15 protein-coding genes are annotated in these 16,987 nt (G+C 53.5%); 11 read left to right on the top strand and 4 right to left on the bottom strand.

The window, feature by feature from the left end:
• Positions 1-443: 443 nt before the first annotated feature.
• The 4 genes from ELY25_RS15595 to ELY25_RS15580 all read left to right on the top strand — a co-directional run bounded on the left by ELY25_RS15595 (position 444) and on the right by ELY25_RS15580 (position 4,421).
• Complete coding sequence (locus tag ELY25_RS15595; RefSeq protein WP_126952187.1) at positions 444-1,433, top strand: LysR family transcriptional regulator; 990 nt, start codon at positions 444-446, stop codon at positions 1,431-1,433.
• 16 nt (positions 1,434-1,449) lie between these two features.
• Positions 1,450-2,439 (top strand): TRAP transporter substrate-binding protein, encoded by a 990-nt coding sequence (locus ELY25_RS15590; protein ID WP_126952186.1) that lies wholly within the window; start codon positions 1,450-1,452, stop codon positions 2,437-2,439.
• Between the two features lie 69 nt (positions 2,440-2,508).
• On the top strand, positions 2,509-3,072 hold the full coding sequence (locus tag ELY25_RS15585) for a TRAP transporter small permease (RefSeq protein WP_126952185.1): 564 nt from the start codon (positions 2,509-2,511) through the stop codon (positions 3,070-3,072).
• A gap of 44 nt (positions 3,073-3,116) precedes the next feature.
• Positions 3,117-4,421 (top strand): TRAP transporter large permease, encoded by a 1,305-nt coding sequence (locus ELY25_RS15580; RefSeq protein WP_126952184.1) that lies wholly within the window; start codon positions 3,117-3,119, stop codon positions 4,419-4,421.
• A 59-nt stretch (positions 4,422-4,480) separates the two neighbouring features.
• Here the strand turns inward: ELY25_RS15580 and ELY25_RS15575 are convergent, their stop codons facing one another.
• The 4 genes from ELY25_RS15575 to ELY25_RS15560 form a co-directional block, all read right to left on the bottom strand.
• A complete protein-coding gene (locus ELY25_RS15575) occupies positions 4,481-5,665 on the bottom strand; it encodes an HDOD domain-containing protein (protein ID WP_126952183.1) in 1,185 nt (394 codons plus the stop codon).
• 334 nt (positions 5,666-5,999) lie between these two features.
• A complete protein-coding gene (locus tag ELY25_RS15570; RefSeq protein WP_126952182.1) occupies positions 6,000-6,746 on the bottom strand; it encodes a sulfite exporter TauE/SafE family protein in 747 nt (248 codons plus the stop codon).
• A 147-nt stretch (positions 6,747-6,893) separates the two neighbouring features.
• The gene (mgtE, locus tag ELY25_RS15565; protein WP_126952181.1) at positions 6,894-8,249 is read right to left on the bottom strand and encodes a magnesium transporter; all 1,356 of its coding nucleotides are present in this window, start codon (positions 8,247-8,249) and stop codon (positions 6,894-6,896) included.
• A gap of 319 nt (positions 8,250-8,568) precedes the next feature.
• The gene (locus tag ELY25_RS15560) at positions 8,569-9,603 is read right to left on the bottom strand and encodes a LacI family DNA-binding transcriptional regulator (RefSeq protein ID WP_126952180.1); all 1,035 of its coding nucleotides are present in this window, start codon (positions 9,601-9,603) and stop codon (positions 8,569-8,571) included.
• A 153-nt stretch (positions 9,604-9,756) separates the two neighbouring features.
• Between ELY25_RS15560 and ltnD the strand changes: the two genes are divergently transcribed.
• The 7 genes from ltnD to ELY25_RS15525 all read left to right on the top strand — a co-directional run bounded on the left by ltnD (position 9,757) and on the right by ELY25_RS15525 (position 16,979).
• Positions 9,757-10,689: an L-threonate dehydrogenase gene (ltnD, locus tag ELY25_RS15555; RefSeq protein WP_126952179.1), complete on the top strand. Its 933-nt coding sequence runs from the start codon at positions 9,757-9,759 to the stop codon at positions 10,687-10,689.
• A gap of 2 nt (positions 10,690-10,691) precedes the next feature.
• Positions 10,692-12,035, top strand: a complete 1,344-nt coding sequence (gene otnK, locus ELY25_RS15550; protein ID WP_126952178.1) for a 3-oxo-tetronate kinase — start codon at positions 10,692-10,694, stop codon at positions 12,033-12,035.
• Positions 12,036-12,171: 136 nt separating this feature from the next.
• Positions 12,172-12,966, top strand: a complete 795-nt coding sequence (gene otnI, locus ELY25_RS15545) for a 2-oxo-tetronate isomerase (RefSeq protein WP_126952177.1) — start codon at positions 12,172-12,174, stop codon at positions 12,964-12,966.
• Between the two features lie 62 nt (positions 12,967-13,028).
• The gene (gene denD / locus ELY25_RS15540; protein ID WP_126952176.1) at positions 13,029-13,991 is read left to right on the top strand and encodes a D-erythronate dehydrogenase; all 963 of its coding nucleotides are present in this window, start codon (positions 13,029-13,031) and stop codon (positions 13,989-13,991) included.
• A gap of 86 nt (positions 13,992-14,077) precedes the next feature.
• Positions 14,078-15,079, top strand: a complete 1,002-nt coding sequence (locus ELY25_RS15535) for a TRAP transporter substrate-binding protein (protein ID WP_185856125.1) — start codon at positions 14,078-14,080, stop codon at positions 15,077-15,079.
• Between the two features lie 59 nt (positions 15,080-15,138).
• A complete protein-coding gene (locus ELY25_RS15530) occupies positions 15,139-15,708 on the top strand; it encodes a TRAP transporter small permease (protein ID WP_126952175.1) in 570 nt (189 codons plus the stop codon).
• Positions 15,705-16,979: a TRAP transporter large permease gene (locus ELY25_RS15525; protein WP_126952174.1), complete on the top strand. Its 1,275-nt coding sequence runs from the start codon at positions 15,705-15,707 to the stop codon at positions 16,977-16,979. The genes ELY25_RS15530 and ELY25_RS15525 overlap by 4 nt, the downstream gene beginning before the upstream one ends.
• Positions 16,980-16,987 lie beyond the last annotated feature (8 nt).

The following is a 16,987-nucleotide window of genomic DNA, read 5'->3' as shown; positions in this document are numbered from 1 at the left end:
AATTATTATTACAGAGGTTATTTGGGATGCGTTATTAAAGCCAAACTAATATAGGGGAGAGGCTCTTTCACTTACCAATCGTTTTTCACGATACTTAATATCGGTAACTTCTATCGTATTGTTATTTCTTATAAAAATAGTTGACGATAGGGGGTAATACGATTATCAACTAAATAAAGCACTCGATAAAAAATAAAGAAAAACGCGCATTTGACTCAAGCTACTCACAATAAATGGGTCGATAAAAAAGCGTTTTCCGGGGTGAATCATGCACTTGCCAGCCACGCACCATCAACGGGGCGGTTTACTGCCAGCGTTGGACTTGAAATTACATTGCAGTGGTAGCTCGCTCTACGAGCCAAATAACTGCTCTGTGAATCGATGCGCTTCGATAGGCAGCGCCGATATCTTTTGGTCATTGCACGCGTGGATTAGGCAACATTATGCTCGATTTCAAAGAACTTGAAGCCTTTGTTTGGGCCGTCAAATTGGGATCCTTTCGCAAGGCGGCCGTACGTCTGCATTTGACTCAACCATCGGTTTCAGAACGTATTTCGCGCTTAGAAGCGACGGTAGGCGAACTGCTGCTGGAGCGCTCGGCTCGCCCGGTGCAGCCCACGATGCGCGGGCGTGAATTTTTCCTGCATGCCGAGCGCATGCTCAGCCAGCGCGATGAAGCCATGAAACTCTTCGACAGCGAAGAGGAGTACTCTGCCCCTCTTCGGCTAGGTACGATTGAAACCATTGCCCATAGCTGGTTCCCCGAATTCATGCGCCAACTTACCGAGCGCTACCCACGTTTAACCATTGAGCTGACGGTGGATTACTCGCCGACGTTAAACGAGCGGCTTATCAGTAACGAGCTGGATATCCTGCTGGCTATGAATGGCTATCTGCCACCCAAGCAGATCGAATACGAAGCGTTAAGCCCATATGAAATGGGTATGTTCGTATCTCCCCAGCATGCAGAAATGCTCAATGAAAGCGCCGAAGCCTGGTGTAAGAAGCTGCCGTTTATTTCGTTTGGCAAACTGGCCCGCCCTTATGAAGAGCTGGTTCAGTACCTGGCCGAGCAGGGCGTTACCCATCCGCGTATCCATAGCGTTAGTACGCTGATGACCATCGCACGCATGACGATGGAAGGCCTGGGTATCGGCGCGCTTCCGGTTGCCACGGTGCTTGATGAGTGGCGGCGTGGCGAGCTTCTTCGTCTGGCGTTACCGGTGCCGCTACCGGCAATGAACTATGATGTGATATGGCGTCGCGCCAATCATCCCCGCTTTTGCAGAGGCGTTGGCCGTTTAGCCCAACAAACAGCCATCGCTTACGCGCATGCGCGCCGTGTCGAGATGACCAGCGCGCTATTCAACGGGCACTGGGTACAGCCGAGCGCCTCCCTTACCACCCCTGACGCATCAACTCCACTAATATAAACAAGAGGATTTACTCATGCGTATGCGCATCGCGACCCCACTATTTCTGGCAACGGCTTACGGCCTGTTAACGACAGCTTCCGTCCAGGCAGCTCAATGGACCATGGCCACCCCCTATGGAGACGCCAGCTTTCATACCCAGAATACCAAGCAGTTTGCAGAAGATGTGGCTGAAATGACGGATGGCGAACTAACGATCACCGTGCATAGCGGGGGCTCGCTTGTCTCTCATGGTGAGATCAAGCCATCGGTACGTCGCGGCACCATCGATGCTGGCGAAGTATTCATGTCGGTTCTCTCCAATGATGACCCGATCTTCGAAATCGATACGCTGCCCGGCGTAGCCGGCAGCTACGAGGATGCCTTTGCGTTGTGGCAGGCCACCAAGCCCATGATTACTGAGCTATTCGCTCAGGAGGGATTGATTCCACTTTATGCGGTTGCCTGGCCGGCGCAAGGGATTTATACCGCTCAGGAGTTGACGGATCCCGCCCAGTTTGAGGGGTTGCGGGTGCGTGCGCCCAATATCAATACCCAACGGTTCGTGAACAACCTGGGCGGCAGCCCCACGGAAACCGAAGAGTCGGACATTCCCACTGCGTTCAGTACTGGCCGTGTAGACGCCATGATTACCTCAAGCTCTACGGGTAATTCCATGACGGCGTGGGACTACGTGTCCTATTACACCGACGCCAACTTATGGCTTCCGAAAAACATCGTGTTTATCAGCCAGCGCAGTTTTGACCGTCTGGATGAAGAGACTCAAGAATCATTAATGGAGGCCGCCGCGCGTGCGGAAGAACGTGGCTGGCAGTTAAGCCGTGAAAATAATGAGGAAAGCCTCGCCACCCTTGAAGAGAACGGTGTCAGCGTCGCCAAGCCCAATGAAGAGGTCGCTGCTGCGCTCCAGGCGGCAGGCGACCAGCTCTTCCAGGATTGGCTGAGCCGCGCCGATGATGAAGCGGAGGCTGCGCTCGAGGCTTATCGGGAACAGCAGGCTAACTAAGCCTGGAACGTTCTTCAGAGGCGGTATTGGCCGCCTCTTTTCGCCCAGCCACTCGGTGAGATAACGAACATGACGTTTAAATTCGACAAGCTCTACCGCCTTGGTGCTTGGGGGGCGGCGGCCTGCATGATCGCGATTTGTGCACTGATTGCACTGCAGGTGGCTTTTCGCGCTATTGATGCGCTGCTGATTCTGGTGGGCCTGAGCCGCCTGGGTATCAGTATTACCGGTGTTTCCGAGATGGCGGCCTATTTATTAGTGGGCGCCACCTTCCTTGGCCTAGCCTATACCTTTGTGCATTACGCCCATATTCGCGTGACGCTTTTGATTTCACGACTGCCTTCTGCCATCCGGGTATGGTTTGAAGTGGCCGCTCTGCTTATTGCCTTGACGATCAGCCTGATACTCGGGTATGGCCTGATTGAGCTGGCAAGAGAAAGCCTGCAATACAACGATGTGTCATCGGGCTTTTTATCCATACCGCTGTGGATACCGCAAAGTGTCCTGGTAATCAGCGTAGGCCTGCTCAGCCTTGCCTTAATAGAAGCGTTGGTGATTGCGCTGCGCATCGCCGTACGTGACCCGTCCAGCTTTCGCGAAGCAACATCCACCGATGATAGCGAAATGCACTGATTCCCTGCCGACACTGCTTGGCCACGTTATGTTGGAGAAAAACCGTGTTAACACTCAGTTTGGCAACTATTTTCACCTTGGTGCTTTTGCTGGGCGGGGGCGTCTGGATCGCTTTTGCCTTGATCGGTACCGCCTGGGTGGCACTGCAATTCTTTAGCCCGTTTGACCCAGGGCCGATTCTTGCCTCTGATTTTTGGGGGGCGAGTTACGGTTGGGATTTAACGGCGCTGCCGATGTTTATCTGGATGGGCGAAATACTCTTTCGCTCAGGGCTTGCGGACAATATGTTCCGCGGTCTTTCGCCCTGGCTCAACCGCTTACCCGGGCGCTTGCTGCATACCAACATTATCGGTAGCGGCATGTTTGCAGCCGTATGCGGCTCGTCGGCGGCCACTTGTGCCACCGTAGGTAAAATGACCCTGCCAGAGCTTGAGCGGCGCGGCTACGATAGCAATATGGCCATTGGTACGTTAGCCAGTGCCTCGACGCTAGGCTTGCTGATTCCGCCCTCCATCATGCTGATTGTTTACGGTGTGGTGACCGAGCAGTCCATTTCACGCCTATTTATGGCAGGCGTTGGCCCGGGCCTTATGATTCTGGCGATGTTTATGTCTTATCTGATCCTCTGGGCGCTCATCAAGGGTGATCGAGCGGGGCTGACCGGGGCAGATGAATCATCCATGAGCTTCTCAGAGAAGCTGCGTAATACCTGGGCACTGGCACCCATTCTGGTGCTGATCGGCGGCATTATTATCTCTATTTACGGCGGGCTGGCATCGCCTACTGAAGCGGCGGCGGTCGGGGTTGTACTCTCTATGATGATTGCGCGCTGGAACGGCCACTTCACACTTCAGATATTCAAAAGCTCGTTATTTGCGGCAATTCGTACGGCCTGCATGATCGCGTTTATTATCGCCGGCGCGTCGTTTCTTACCTCGGCGATGGGCTTTACTCAAGTACCCATGCAGTTGGCACGTACGATTAGTGAAATGGGCTTATCACCCACTATGCTGCTGATCGCCCTGACAGCGCTCTTGCTGATCATGGGCTGCTTTTTGGACGGTATATCGCTTATCCTGCTGGTAACCGCGGTGATTATGCCAGTGGTGAGCGCGGCGGGGTTTGATCTGATCTGGTTTGGTATTTATCTGGTGGTCGTGGTGGAAATGTCGCAAATCACCCCGCCTGTAGGCTTTAACCTGTTTGTCATTCAGGGACTGACCGGCAAGGATATTTTGACTATCACCAAGGCGACGCTGCCTTTCTTCTTATTGATGCTCTTGGCAATTGCCTTGATGCATTTCTTCCCGGCAATCGCGCTTTATCTGCCTTATGCAATGAATAGCTAATCTAAACAGGCCGCGAAACGCGCGGCCTGTTGGTTACTACGGGCGCGATGGGGGTACGATTATTTGTTTTTCGGTTTGCTGATTAATCCTGACCGGTGGATATTAAGGGAAGCATCGCGCCGACTGTGCTCTTTTTGATTTACATCAGGATAGCGTAAAGAGACTAGCGCTTGTTTTTGGTCCTCCAATTGAGAACTCAGCGTTAGCGTATGCTGGAAGAGCAACTGATGAGCTTCAGCCAACAAAGTGGCGCTATCGACCTTGACGGGAGCGGTCATATTCAACGCATTGATGAGTATATCGGTTTGCTTTTGAACATTATGAAGTACTTCATCTATTTTTAGTGCGTAGGTATAGCTAACCGTCTTTAACTGATATAACAAAGCAGCCAGCTGAGAAGCTGGGTTTTTGGATAACCAGGCGTCAGCAATAGGCCCAGACAAACGAATACAGAGCAGGGGTTTATCGTTCAATAAAAAGCTTTCATGACTCTGATGTATCGCATGCACTATGTTATCAGGAACTCCCCATTTAGCTGCCAACCATGCGCCGACTAACGTATGGTCACAACCAAAATAGCTCTGCTCTGCGCGCGCTAGCTCTGCATGTGAGCCTTCTGCATAAGGAGGTTCTGCATAAAAAGCGTCTGTAAAAGTCAGGTCTGTGCGAGATAAACCTGCATGCGGTTGTTCTGTATAGGATAGAGGAGGTTCGGCATACAGCGTCTTCGCCTCATCAGGGTAGACGGATTGAAGCGCCAGTATGCCAATATCTTGCAATAAGGCTGTGGTAAAGGCGCTTCCACTTTGCTCCGGACATTCCTGCTCAGCAAGATAACGTGCCACCAGAGCGGCGGTGATGGCACGTTGCCATGTTCGGTTATGGTAAGGCGCCTCTGTGGCATGCTGGAATAAACTAAATCCTAATATAACGGCAAGAGTCGCATCTAAACCAAGACGCTGTACTGCCTCCAAACAGGTTTGAACGGGTGAGGATGTTTGTGAGTGATACGCGCTGTTAGCAAACGCAATCAAACGCAGCGTTAAAGCTGGGTCGTGCTCAATTGCCTTGACATAATCACCTAAGGTTGATCTTGATGAACGAGCTATTTCAAGCACCCGAAGCGCAACAGAAGGTAGTGAAGGGAGATTCTTACACTGTAAAAGCGATTGGTTCAAAAACGCCGGTAGCTCGTTAGTCAGTGTCATGTAGAGCGTATTGTCTGATTCTAAAGAGCCCGTCATGTGCTCTCCTCATGTACTGTCAGCGTAGCGGGCGGCGTTGATGTCGTACTAATATCATATACTCCCTAGCTGCTAACGTCTTCTCAGGTAGTTAATGAAAAAATTTTTACGACTAATGGTTAGCTCGCCAGTAGGTTTTTTTAGGTCAAAAAGCCGTCTTTTTGAAACTTTTTCTGGTTATCCTACGCCCCATCAGTCCAAATCATGTGTTGGCTAAGGAAGTGGATATTGAAGAGCGCGATGCTTAGATTGGCGGGCTTTCCCGCTTGCAAATTCTAGGATGACGACGCGACAATTTGTATAAATAATCGTCATCATCTAAGCCGTCCATGTCTCAAGGCGAGAGGGCCTGCCAGATTAAATTGACGCCCACCAAAAACATGGCAAAAATCACCAGCCGATAAAACAGTTTTTCATTAACACGGCTTTGCAGCCAAAAGCCGTTACGCACGCCCATCCAGGCAACGGGCACCAGCAGCAGGGAGGCCCAGGCGCTGGTCACGTTAACTTCACCCAGCCACAGATATGGACCTAGTTTGATCGCGTTAACTACCGCAAACGAGACGGCGCAGGTGGCAATAAACGTCTCTTTGGATAGCTTGCGTGGCAGCAGGTAAAGATTCAGCGGTGGGGCACCGGCATGAGCAATAAAACTGGTAAAGCCACACACGCTGGCGGCAGGCAGTGCCCAGCGGGTGGAGATGGCCTTTTTGGCCACTGGCTTGAACAGCATGTAGGTGGCAAACACCAGAGATATCCCTCCAAGCACCAGGCGTATCCCTTGTTCGCTCAGACGGTCAAATAACAGCGTGCCCACCGCCACCCCGACCAGTAGCCCTGGCAAAAAGCGCCATACTTCGGCCATATCATGCTTACCCCACCATGCCTTTACCGCAAATACATCCATCACCAAGAGCAGTGGCAGCAATAGCCCTGCCGCTTGGGTAGGGCTAATCGCCAGCGCCATTAGCGGCACCGACAGCGTACCAAAACCACCGGCAAAACCCCCTTTGGAAACCCCTGTCAGATAGACGGAAAATACGATTAACAGCCAAGCGATGGTGGAGTATTCAGGGAGCACGGCGATTCCTTGGCGGTCACGGAAAAGTAAAGCATTGAATGTTAAAATCCTGCCTTAGCAGGGTTTTAATCACATGGAGATTTATGCGAGATGAATGTTAGCAGGCGAAGGGGTCTGTGTCCCAATTGCCTTCTTGATGAGCCAAGCTCACAGAATAATCAGCGTGGCGAGACCCAAAAAAGATAAAAAACCAACCACATCGGTAACGGTCGTCAATATCACCGCACCCGATAAAGCGGGGTCAATCTGTAGTCTTTTCAAAACCAGGGGGACCAGCACACCTGCGATGTTAGCCAGGCTCATGTTGATAAAGATTGCCAGGGTTATCACCAGCGTGATCAGAGGGTCGCTAAACCAGAAATAGGCAATCAGCCCGACCACTAACGCCCAAACCAGACCATTACTCATGCCTACCCATAGCTCTTTATTGTAGAGCCAGCGTTTATTGTTACCCGCGAGTTGGCCCAGCGCTAAACCGCGTATAACAACGGTAAGCGTTTGGCTGCCGGCAATACCCCCCATGCTTGCGACTACTGGCATCAAAATGGCCAGTGCTACAATTTGATCCAGCACGGCTTCAAATTGCCCGATAACAAACGCTGCTAAAAAAGCGGTCAATAAATTAATACCTAACCAAACGCCTCGGCTTTTAGCGCTGCGCACAATCGGGGTAAAGACTTCCTCTTCATCACTGACGCCTGACATATGCTTGAGCGTCAGGTCGGCATCATCCTGGGTAATTTCTAATACGTCAGCGGCGTTTAGTTGCCCGACCAGTAAGCCGTCGCTATCGCATACGGGCACAAAGTGAAGCTCTTTAGAGCGCAGCAGCGCAGCCGCATCGCTGACTTTCATTTGGTCATTGAGGGTAAAAAAATCATTTATGTAATCATCAACCACGGCATCCTGTGGCTGCTTGATTAAATCAATTAGGGTTAAGGTGCCCAGTAACCGCTTATCCTTATCTGTGATCATGATCTGCTGCGACTCATCGTCGAGCAAACGATGAATTCGGATGTAGCGTTGCACTGCTTCCAACGACACGCCTTGTTTTACATTAACGGTTTCTGGGTCCATGTAACGACCCACTACGTCATCCTCATAGGCATGTAGATTCTCGACCTGGGCGCGAATCTCTTGGTCGAGGCTTGCGTAGACGCTGGTTTTTATTGACTCATCAGCAACATCCAGTACTTCTGCAACTTCTTGAGCATCCAGGCCTTTAACAATTTGCTCAACGTCGCTGGCCGATAAATCTTCGATATAGTCGGCACGGATACCTTCGTCAACTTCCGCGAGAACCTCGCCTATCACCTCGTCAGGAATAAACTCCCAAAGAAAATCGCGTGTTTTGGCCGGGAAGGATTCAAGTGTTCGCGCAATGTCTAAAATATCGAGTTCATTGAAAAACTCGTGTAGAACCGCTGTTTCTGGAGTGTCTAAAAGCTTTTGAAGGTGAAGCAGCAGCTCTTCGTTATTGGTATATTTTTCATCATCGCGCATAGCGTCCGTCCTTTTTGGAAACTAGGTATTGAAGGCAATAAAATTGCAAACTCTCGGCGGCTCGCTTTGTTGAGTTTATAGACTGGTTGGATTGAAAGCCACGCGTACCCCGGTAGCCATGCGCTGCTGACCGGACACAGGTGGTACATCGTTACCTACCATTTCATTGGTGACATCGGTCTAGGTCAGCGTAGCGTGGGTGAACCCTAATGGCGCCAGAGCCAACGGAGGCAAGTATGGAGTATGTGCGGACTCATCTAGAGAAGGCCAATAGCTAACCTCAGTTGTATCCTGGTTGAAGAAGAACATAAGGGCCGGCCTAAGTGCTCTCGCCCACCTGAAGCGTAAAACCCACGTCGTGCTGGCGGCGGTAGACGCTTTTGCCGCTTAATCTGCGAATGAGTTCCTGAGCGGCCAAGCGGCCCATGTCTTCGCGTGGAGAGAGAATAGTGGTGAGTTTCGGCGTGATATGTTGGCCGAGCGGTAGGCCATTGAAGCCTGCAATGGCAATATCATCCGGCACACTAAGACCTCGGCGCTGGGCGGCCAACAGGGCGCCTGCGGCAAGGTCGTCGTTGGCAAAATGGATGGCCTGTGTAGCGGGATAGTGTTGTAACACCTGGGCCAGACTTTCTGCGCCTGCCTGCAGGCTGCCTAACGTATCCAGTTCTAACAAGGGGGCCTCAAGCCCCTTCGCCTTCAGCACCGCTTTATGTCCTTCGTAGCGCATCCCCGCGCGATAATCGTGAGAGAGCCGCGCGGCAACATACACAATTCGCTGATAGCCTCTGTCGATAAGGTGGTTCGTCATACAGCTCCCGGCAGCCGTATGGTCGAGGCCTACATTTAGGTCCATCCCTTTGCCTAGTTCCATCACTTCCATAATGGGGTGGCCACAGTTAGCCAATAGCGTCCGGCACGCATCGTTATGGCGTAGCCCGGCGGTGACCAGAGCCGAGCACGACCAGCCTAGAAAGGTACGCACTAACTGATACTCACGGTCCAGGTCGTAATCGGTATTGCCGAGCAGGATCTGATATCCCTGTGCTTCTAGCGTTTCCTGCAAGCCTTTAATGACCTCCACAAATACGCTGTTGATAAGTGAAGGTACGATAATGGCAATTAACCGGGAGCGGGAGGATGCCAAGCTTCCTGCTACCAGGTTGGGCACATAACCCAGGCGCTCCACGCTTTCCAAAACACTTTGGCGTGTACTGTCGCTCACCTTATCTGGGTGATTCAGAGCCCGCGATGCGGTAATCGGGGATACCCCCGCTGCCTGGGCCACTTGGCTGAGTGTAACTTGCTCAGGACGACGACGTGACTTGGCATTAGTCGGGGAGTCTTTAGACATTAGTCACACGTCCTTGATGTTCAACTTGTCGATACGCAGAGAGTAATCTAGAAGTAATGGTAGCGCTATCATGACAGCGCTACCATTTGACGGTTGATTGATGGTTAAACACCGCGACGATAACTAATAACAACAACAGTGAGGTATCACTAGGTGAACAGCCAGAGTGAACAACTTCTTCATATCGGCGTTATTGGTCTTGGCGCTATGGGCATGGGAATAGCGAATACTCTTTTGCAAAAGGGGTTTGATGTTACTGGTTGCGATATCGCTGACGAAGTCCGCGCCTCTTTTGTCGCCTCCGGTGGGCGCAGTGTCGCAACGCCTGCAGAACTCTCTCACTGTAATGTTGTGCTGGTCGTGGTGGTTAACGGTAATCAAGTTGAACAGGTGCTGTTTAGTGAGCAGGGCGTGGTTGGGCATCTAGCGTCAGGTAGCCTGATCATACAGTGCGCCACGGTAGCGCCTAGTCAGGCGAAACAGCTTGGCGAGCGTGTGGCAGCAGAGGGATTGATGATGCTGGATGCACCGATTAGCGGCGGTGCTGCTAAAGCCAAAAGTGGCGAGTTATCGGTCATGGCGTCGGGCGCCGCGAAGGCATTCAGCTACGCGAGTGACGTGCTCGATGCCATGGCGGCCAAGGTTTATCACCTTGGCGAAGATCCCGGTGTGGGTTCCAGTATGAAGCTGGTCAATCAACTGCTAGCAGGCGTACATATCGCGACTGCCGCTGAAGCCATGGCGTTGGGTATCCGAATGGGGCTTGACCCCGAGGTCATCTTTGAGGTGATTACCCACTCGGCGGGCAATTCCTGGATGTTCGAAAATCGTGTCCCCCACATTCTCAAAGGTGACTACACGCCGCTTTCGGCGGTGGATATCTTTATTAAAGACCTCAATATCGTGCACCAGACCGGGCGTGAGCTTTCGATGGCAACGCCGGTTGCCGCCAGTGCGTTGCAGCAGTTTACCTCGGCCAGTGGGGCAGGCTTCGGTCGAGAGGATGATTCCGCCGTTATCAAAGTCTATCAGCGGCTATCAGGTATTACGTTGCCTGAAGCGGCTAACGATGCTCAGGGAACCTAAGCATGAGCGCGGAGCAGGGCATAGCCCTTGAAAAAATAGCCCTTGGAAAAACAGCCCTTGGAAACATAGTGCTGGGAGCCATCGCCGATGATTTTACCGGGGCAACGGATCTTGCCAATAACTTGGTGCGCGGTGGCATGCGCTGTGTACAGGTAATTGGCGTGCCGCAGGAGTCGATAGATCTCCAAGAGATTGATGCGGTAGTGGTAGCCTTGAAATCACGCTCTTGCCCGGCAGCTGGGGCCATCGCGGATTCTCTCGCGGCCCTTGAGTGGCTACGTGAGCAGGGCGTCCGACAGCTGTACTTTAAGTACTGCTCTACCTTTGATTCCACTGATCAAGGCAATATCGGCCCCGTGGCCGAAGCATTGCTGGATCGCCTGGGCGCCTCTCAAACCGTAATGGTGCCGGCGTTTCCGATTAATGGTCGTTCGGTTTATCAGGGCCACCTGTTCGTAGGTGACCGCCTGCTTAACGACAGTGGTATGCAGCATCATCCGCTCAACCCGATGCAGGACGCCGATCTGGTGCGGGTCTTATCCCGCCAAACATCCCATCCGGTAGGCTTGCTCAGTCACTCGGTATTGGCCCAAGGCGCCGGCGCCACTCTTGATCACTTATTCGCACTTGCCGAACAGGGCACTCGCCATGTGATTTGTGACACGCTTGATGAGCAGGACCTGGATATATTGGCAGAAGCTACCGTGCTGATGCCGTTGGTTACCGGTGGTTCTGGCCTGGGACAGGCCTTGCCCGCTCAGTACCGTGCCCAAGGCTGGCTGGAGCCCGTTACCGAACCGGGGCGTTTACAGCCTGCATCAGGCAGTGCGCTGGTGTTGTCCGGGAGTTGTTCTAAAACAACCCTGGCACAAGTAGCTGATTTTCTGGCGCGTCACCCTAACGGCGGTTTTGCGCTAGACCCTTTGTCGCTTGCCGAAAGTGATCGACAGTGGGAGCAGGCGCTGGCTTTTGCTCGGCAGCAACTATCGGAACAGACCGCGGTATTAATCTACGCTTCGGCAGAGCCAGAGAAGGTTAGCGCTGCCCAGAAAGCATTGGGTGTCGCGCGGGCAGGAGCGCTGGTCGAAGAGGCATTGAGCCAATTGGCGGTCACGCTGGTTAACGAAGGCGTTGGTCAGTTGCTAGTCGCCGGGGGCGAAACCTCGGGGGCAGTAGTCTCGGCGCTGGAAATTTCCACCCTACGTATTGGCGAGCAGATTGATCCTGGCGTGCCCTGGACTCAGACACCGCTGGCGGGGCGTGAAGCGCCGCTTTCCCTGGCGTTGAAGTCGGGTAACTTCGGGAGTGTCGATTTCTTCACACGAGCCTTTGAGGTGCTGGCATGAGCGTTTATCTGCGCCGCCCCCATCCTAATAGCTGGCGGGAGCAGATCAGGGCCCTAGGCAAGTCGCGAAGCTTGAGGCGTGATTACCTCGGGATTAGTCCACATTGCGATAAAACATAAAGAGGTACCGATACGTCATGATTCGATTAGCCGCCAACCTCAGTATGCTGTTTAACGAGCACGATTTTATGGACCGTTTTTTAGCGGCGGCTGATGCGGGTTTTAAAGGGGTTGAGTACCTGTTTCCCTATGCCTATAGCGCTGCGGAACTGCGCCAGGCGCTTGACGAAACACACTTAGAGCAAGTGCTGTTCAACTTGCCGCCGGGTGATTGGGAAGCCGGTGAAAGAGGCCTTGCCAGCCTGCCTGGGCGCGAAGCTGAGTTTCGTGATTCGGTCGTCGAGGCGTTACGTTACGCCGAGACGCTCAACTGCCCCCGCGTTCATGCCATGGCGGGCTTGCTGCCTAAAGGTGCCGATGCGACGACCCAAGCCGATCATCAGGCTACCTACTTGCGTAACCTGCGCTACGCCACTACTGAGGCCGCCAAGCTGGGCAAGGACATATTGATCGAGCCTATCAATACCCGGGATATGCCCAATTACTTCTTGTCGAGACAGGCGCAAGCCATGGCGGTATTGAAAGAACTGGGGACGAGCAATCTGAAACTACAGTTTGATCTTTACCATTGTCAGATCATGGAAGGAGACCTTATTCGCCATCTTGAGCGGCAGTTTAGCGTTATCGCTCATGTTCAAGTGGCGGGAGTGCCGGAACGGCACGAGCCCGATGTTGGCGAGGTCAACTATCCGGCGCTGTTTACCAAGCTCGAAACGCTGGGCTATAGCGGTTGGGTTGGCTGCGAATACAGGCCGGCTGGCGATACGCGACAAGGTCTAGGCTGGGGTAGAAACTATGGGCTTCACTCATGAGCGAGTTGTGGAAAACGGTCTCAAACGCTAACAACCTACAATAAAGCGAGGACACCTTAATCATGCATATCTTAATCACGGGCGCCGCTGGATTTTTGGGACAGCGTCTTTTACATCGACTGATTAGCCGCAAAGAGCTGTGCGGTCATCCGATCTCGCACTTAACGCTGGTCGATCAAACCCAGGCTGGCGTACCTGACGCGTTTGATATGACGATCCGCAATGATGCCGTGGATATTACAGCTTCTGATGCGCTGGGTAGTGCGCTTGATCAAAAGCCCGATGTCATCTTCCATCTGGCGGCGATCGTAAGCTCCGCGGCAGAGGCCGATCTTGATCTGGGGATGGCGGTCAATTTTGATGCTACTCGCGCTCTGCTGGAAGGTTGCCGTGCCCGTGGTTTGCATAAGACGCGCTTAGTCATGGCAAGCTCCGTGGCGGCTTACGGCGGGGATCTGCCCGATGTGCTGGATGACATGACGGCCTCGCAGCCGCAAACGTCCTATGGCACGCAAAAAGCAATGTGCGAGCTTCTAATCAACGACTACAGCCGACGCGGCCTGATTGACGGCAGAGTACTGCGTTTGCCGACTATTGTGATTCGCCCTGGGCGGCCGAATGCCGCGGCGTCGAGCTTCGCGTCCAGTATTCTGCGCGAGCCCTTAAACGGGGAGGAAGCCATTTGCCCCGTACCGTTGGATCAGGCGCTTTTCGTTATGTCACCGGATAAGGTGATCGACGCGTTGATACATGGCGCCGAAGTGCAGGGAGAAGCGCTCGGCAAGTTTCGCGCGTTCATTCTGCCGGGCATCACCACCAATGTTTCCGAAATGCTGGAGGCGTTGCGTGAGGTGGCGGGCGCTGAGGCAGTGGAGCGTGTACGTCATGAGCCTGACCCACACATTGAGCCTCTGGTGGCTAGCTGGCCCGCTCGGTTTGAAACCGCTAAAGCTAACCAACTGGGTTTTGTCGGGGACCGAGATTTCAAACAGATTATCGATGCCTATGTGGCAGAGCATCGCTAATGGATCTTCGCCTGCCTGGCGGGCGAGCAATAAGGGGCTACTACTCCCCGCCGTTCTTACTAATAAATACAATCAGGAGTATTACCATGACCACTCGTTTCGCTCGACGTACGCTTGCGACCGCCATCGGCACCGCTACCACGCTTGCCCTGGCGGGCCTGGCATTTCAGGCTCAGGCCGCCACAGAGGTAAGCGTGGGCTACGCTATTTCTAGTGACTCTCACTATGGCGCCGGTTCGCGGGCATTTAAAGAGACCCTCGAAAGCCTCTCTGATGGTGCTTTTACCGTTACGGATCACCCCAGTGGCTCGCTCGGCGGGGAGCGGGCCATGATCGAGGGGCTGCAAATAGGCACCGTCGATATAGTGATTACCTCCTCCGGGCCATTGGGTAACTTTGTACCAGAGACCTACGTTCTCGACCTGCCGTTCTTGTTTACCAGCTACGAGCAGGCTCGCTGCGTGCTTGATGGCGAGATTGGCCAGGAACTACTCGATAAGATGGGCGACCATGACCTGGTCGGCCTGTCCTGGTCGGAAAACGGCTTTCGCCATATCACCAATAGCCGACGCCCCATCGCAAAGCCTGAGGATGTCCGTGGCCTGAAGATACGCACCATGGAAAACCGCATTCATCAGCAGGCTTTTCAGGGATTAGGCGCGAGCCCGACACCCATGGCCATGCCGGAGCTATTTACTGCCTTGCAACAAGGCACGGTGGATGGCCAAGAAAATCCCCTTACGGTCATTGTGGCCGCGAACCTCTATGAGGTGCAGGACCAGCTATCGCTGACTGGCCACGTCTATTCGCCTGCCATTCTGCTTGGCTCGCCGGTTCTGATTGATGGACTAAGTGAAGAAGAGCGCGCCTGGTTTGATGAAGCCGCCCAAGCCGCTACCGAAGCGACCCGCGCTGAGGTATCACGCTTGGAAGAGGAGGGCGTGGCATTCCTTCAGGAGCGTGGTATGACAGTGACCGATAACGTCGATCCAGCACCCTTCCAGGAAGCCGTGGAAGCGGTCCATGCCGATTTCATTGAGCAGTACGGCGATGAGATGCTGGAGCGCATTCGCAACAGCAGCTGCTGAGCCCATCTTGTGGCGCCCTTGGGCGCCACCTTCCTATTACCTGGCGGATGAGGTGACTCATGGTGTCCTGGTTTCTGCGTGTCGAACATATATTGACTCGGTTGGCGCTGGCGATTGCTATTCTGATGCTGATCGTTTCGGTATCGCTGGGGTTCTATCAAGTGCTTACGCGATTTCTCTTCAACGCGCCCTCAACCTGGTCGGAGACGTTGTCGCGAGCGTCTATGATCTGGTGTGTTTTTATGGCAGCAGCGGCTACGTTTCGCGGCGGCTTTATGATGGCCGTAGAGGTTATCTACAAGCTTGTGCCCAAGCCCACCCTGCTGGCGCTTGAGTGGTTTATCGGCCTGTGCTGTCTTCTGGTGCTCTTTGTATTGGTGTTCTACGGCATCCAGATGACCCAGCGGGTCAGCAACCAGACGTTGTCGGCCCTTGAAGTCTCAATGTCTTGGGCGTACGCGGCTATCCCGGTAGGCAGCGCCTTTGCGATGCTGGCCGTTATCGCGCGGCTGCTGGCCCAAAGTTGCGGTCTTGAAGCTTTAGGGCCAATGCATGATGAAGCAGCCGAGCAAGAGGTAGCAGCAACGTCCACCATGCCGCCTGCTACCCAGAGTGAGCCGCGCTTATGAACTTAGCCATTGGTCTTTCTCTGTTGATTTTATTCGCCACTGGCGTGCCGATCGCGATCTCCATTCTGCTGGCATCGATCATCGGCATTGAGTTTTTCTCGCGCTTTCCCTTGATGATGGTGCCCCAGCAACTGTTTGTGGGGCTGGATAACTTCCCGCTGATGGCGATTCCTTTTTTCATCTTGGCGGGCAACCTGATGGCGGCCGGTGGTATCTCTAACCGACTGGTTGACTTGGCCAAGTCAATCGTGGGCGGCGTTCAGGGCGGGCTGGCAATGTCCTGCGTACTGACCTGCATGATGTTTGCGGCGGTTTCAGGCTCCAGTGTGGCGACGACCTTTGCTATCGGTGCAATTCTTATTCCCGCAATGGTCAAGCACGGTTATCCCAAACCCTTGGCCGCCTCCATCCAAGCTTCATCGGCAGAACTGGGGGTGCTAATTCCGCCCTCTATTCCCTTGATTCTATTTGGGGTAAGTACCAATACCTCGATTGGTCAGCTGTTCATTGCAGGCATCGGTCCAGGGTTGTTGGTCGGCGGTGCGCTGCTGGTCTTTGTGTATATTTTCTGCAAGCTGCGCGGTTTTGGTCTTCAAGATCGCAATGACCGCACCCGCTTCACGACGGCCTTCCAGAGCGCCTGGGCGGCGATGCTGATGCCGGTGGTGGTCATCGGCGGCATCTATGGCGGTATTTTTACCCCTACGGAGGCCTCGGCGGTGGCGGTGTTTTATGCCTTGGTCGTCGGCGCTTGCTACCGTGAGCTTAAGCTTGCCGACCTGATACCCGTACTGCGCCAAAGTGTTGTGTCTACCGCCGCGGTAATGCTGATTATCTCAGCAGCCGCCCTGTTCAGCTTCTTAATCAGCCGCTCCGGCCTTCCGGCTCAAGTTGCCGCTGGGGTCACGGCCATGTTTGAAAGCCCCTGGGCTTTTTTGCTGGCAGTCAATGCGCTGCTTCTTGTGGTGGGGATGTTTGTAGAGACCGGCGCCGCCATCCTGGTGCTGGCCCCGATCCTCACCCCGATTGCCATGCAGTTTGGGGTTCATCCGGTGCATTTCGGGCTGATCATGGTGGTCAACTTGGCCCTGGGAATGATCACTCCACCGCTGGGCGTCAACCTGTTTGCTGCATGTGCGGTGGCAAAAATTTCCATTGATCAGATGCTGCCTTGGTTAGTGCGCTTTGTGCTGGTAGTGCTGGTGTGTCTGATGGCGATTACCTATATGCCCTGGATCTCCATGGGCTTGGTTAACCTGCTGTATGGCTAAGGAGTATA

Origin of the sequence: Vreelandella populi, assembly GCF_003989825.1 — a bacterium.
Classification (GTDB): domain Bacteria; phylum Pseudomonadota; class Gammaproteobacteria; order Pseudomonadales; family Halomonadaceae; genus Vreelandella; species Vreelandella populi.
This window is presented reverse-complemented; position numbering and strand designations above follow the sequence as displayed.

Excerpts from the sequence above, each read along its gene's own strand:
- ELY25_RS15595 (WP_126952187.1), top strand. The coding sequence starts at position 444 with ATGCTCGATTTCAAAGAACTTGAAGCCTTTGTTTGGGCCGTCAAATTG.
- ELY25_RS15590 (WP_126952186.1), top strand. The coding sequence starts at position 1,450 with ATGCGTATGCGCATCGCGACCCCACTATTTCTGGCAACGGCTTACGGC.
- ELY25_RS15585 (WP_126952185.1), top strand. The coding sequence starts at position 2,509 with ATGACGTTTAAATTCGACAAGCTCTACCGCCTTGGTGCTTGGGGGGCG.
- ELY25_RS15575 (WP_126952183.1), bottom strand. The coding sequence starts at position 5,665 with ATGACGGGCTCTTTAGAATCAGACAATACGCTCTACATGACACTGACT.
- mgtE (WP_126952181.1), bottom strand. The coding sequence starts at position 8,249 with ATGCGCGATGATGAAAAATATACCAATAACGAAGAGCTGCTGCTTCAC.
- ELY25_RS15560 (WP_126952180.1), bottom strand. The coding sequence starts at position 9,603 with ATGTCTAAAGACTCCCCGACTAATGCCAAGTCACGTCGTCGTCCTGAG.
- otnK (WP_126952178.1), top strand. The coding sequence starts at position 10,692 with ATGAGCGCGGAGCAGGGCATAGCCCTTGAAAAAATAGCCCTTGGAAAA.
- otnI (WP_126952177.1), top strand. The coding sequence starts at position 12,172 with ATGATTCGATTAGCCGCCAACCTCAGTATGCTGTTTAACGAGCACGAT.
- denD (WP_126952176.1), top strand. The coding sequence starts at position 13,029 with ATGCATATCTTAATCACGGGCGCCGCTGGATTTTTGGGACAGCGTCTT.
- ELY25_RS15535 (WP_185856125.1), top strand. The coding sequence starts at position 14,078 with ATGACCACTCGTTTCGCTCGACGTACGCTTGCGACCGCCATCGGCACC.
- ELY25_RS15530 (WP_126952175.1), top strand. The coding sequence starts at position 15,139 with ATGGTGTCCTGGTTTCTGCGTGTCGAACATATATTGACTCGGTTGGCG.
- ELY25_RS15525 (WP_126952174.1), top strand. The coding sequence starts at position 15,705 with ATGAACTTAGCCATTGGTCTTTCTCTGTTGATTTTATTCGCCACTGGC.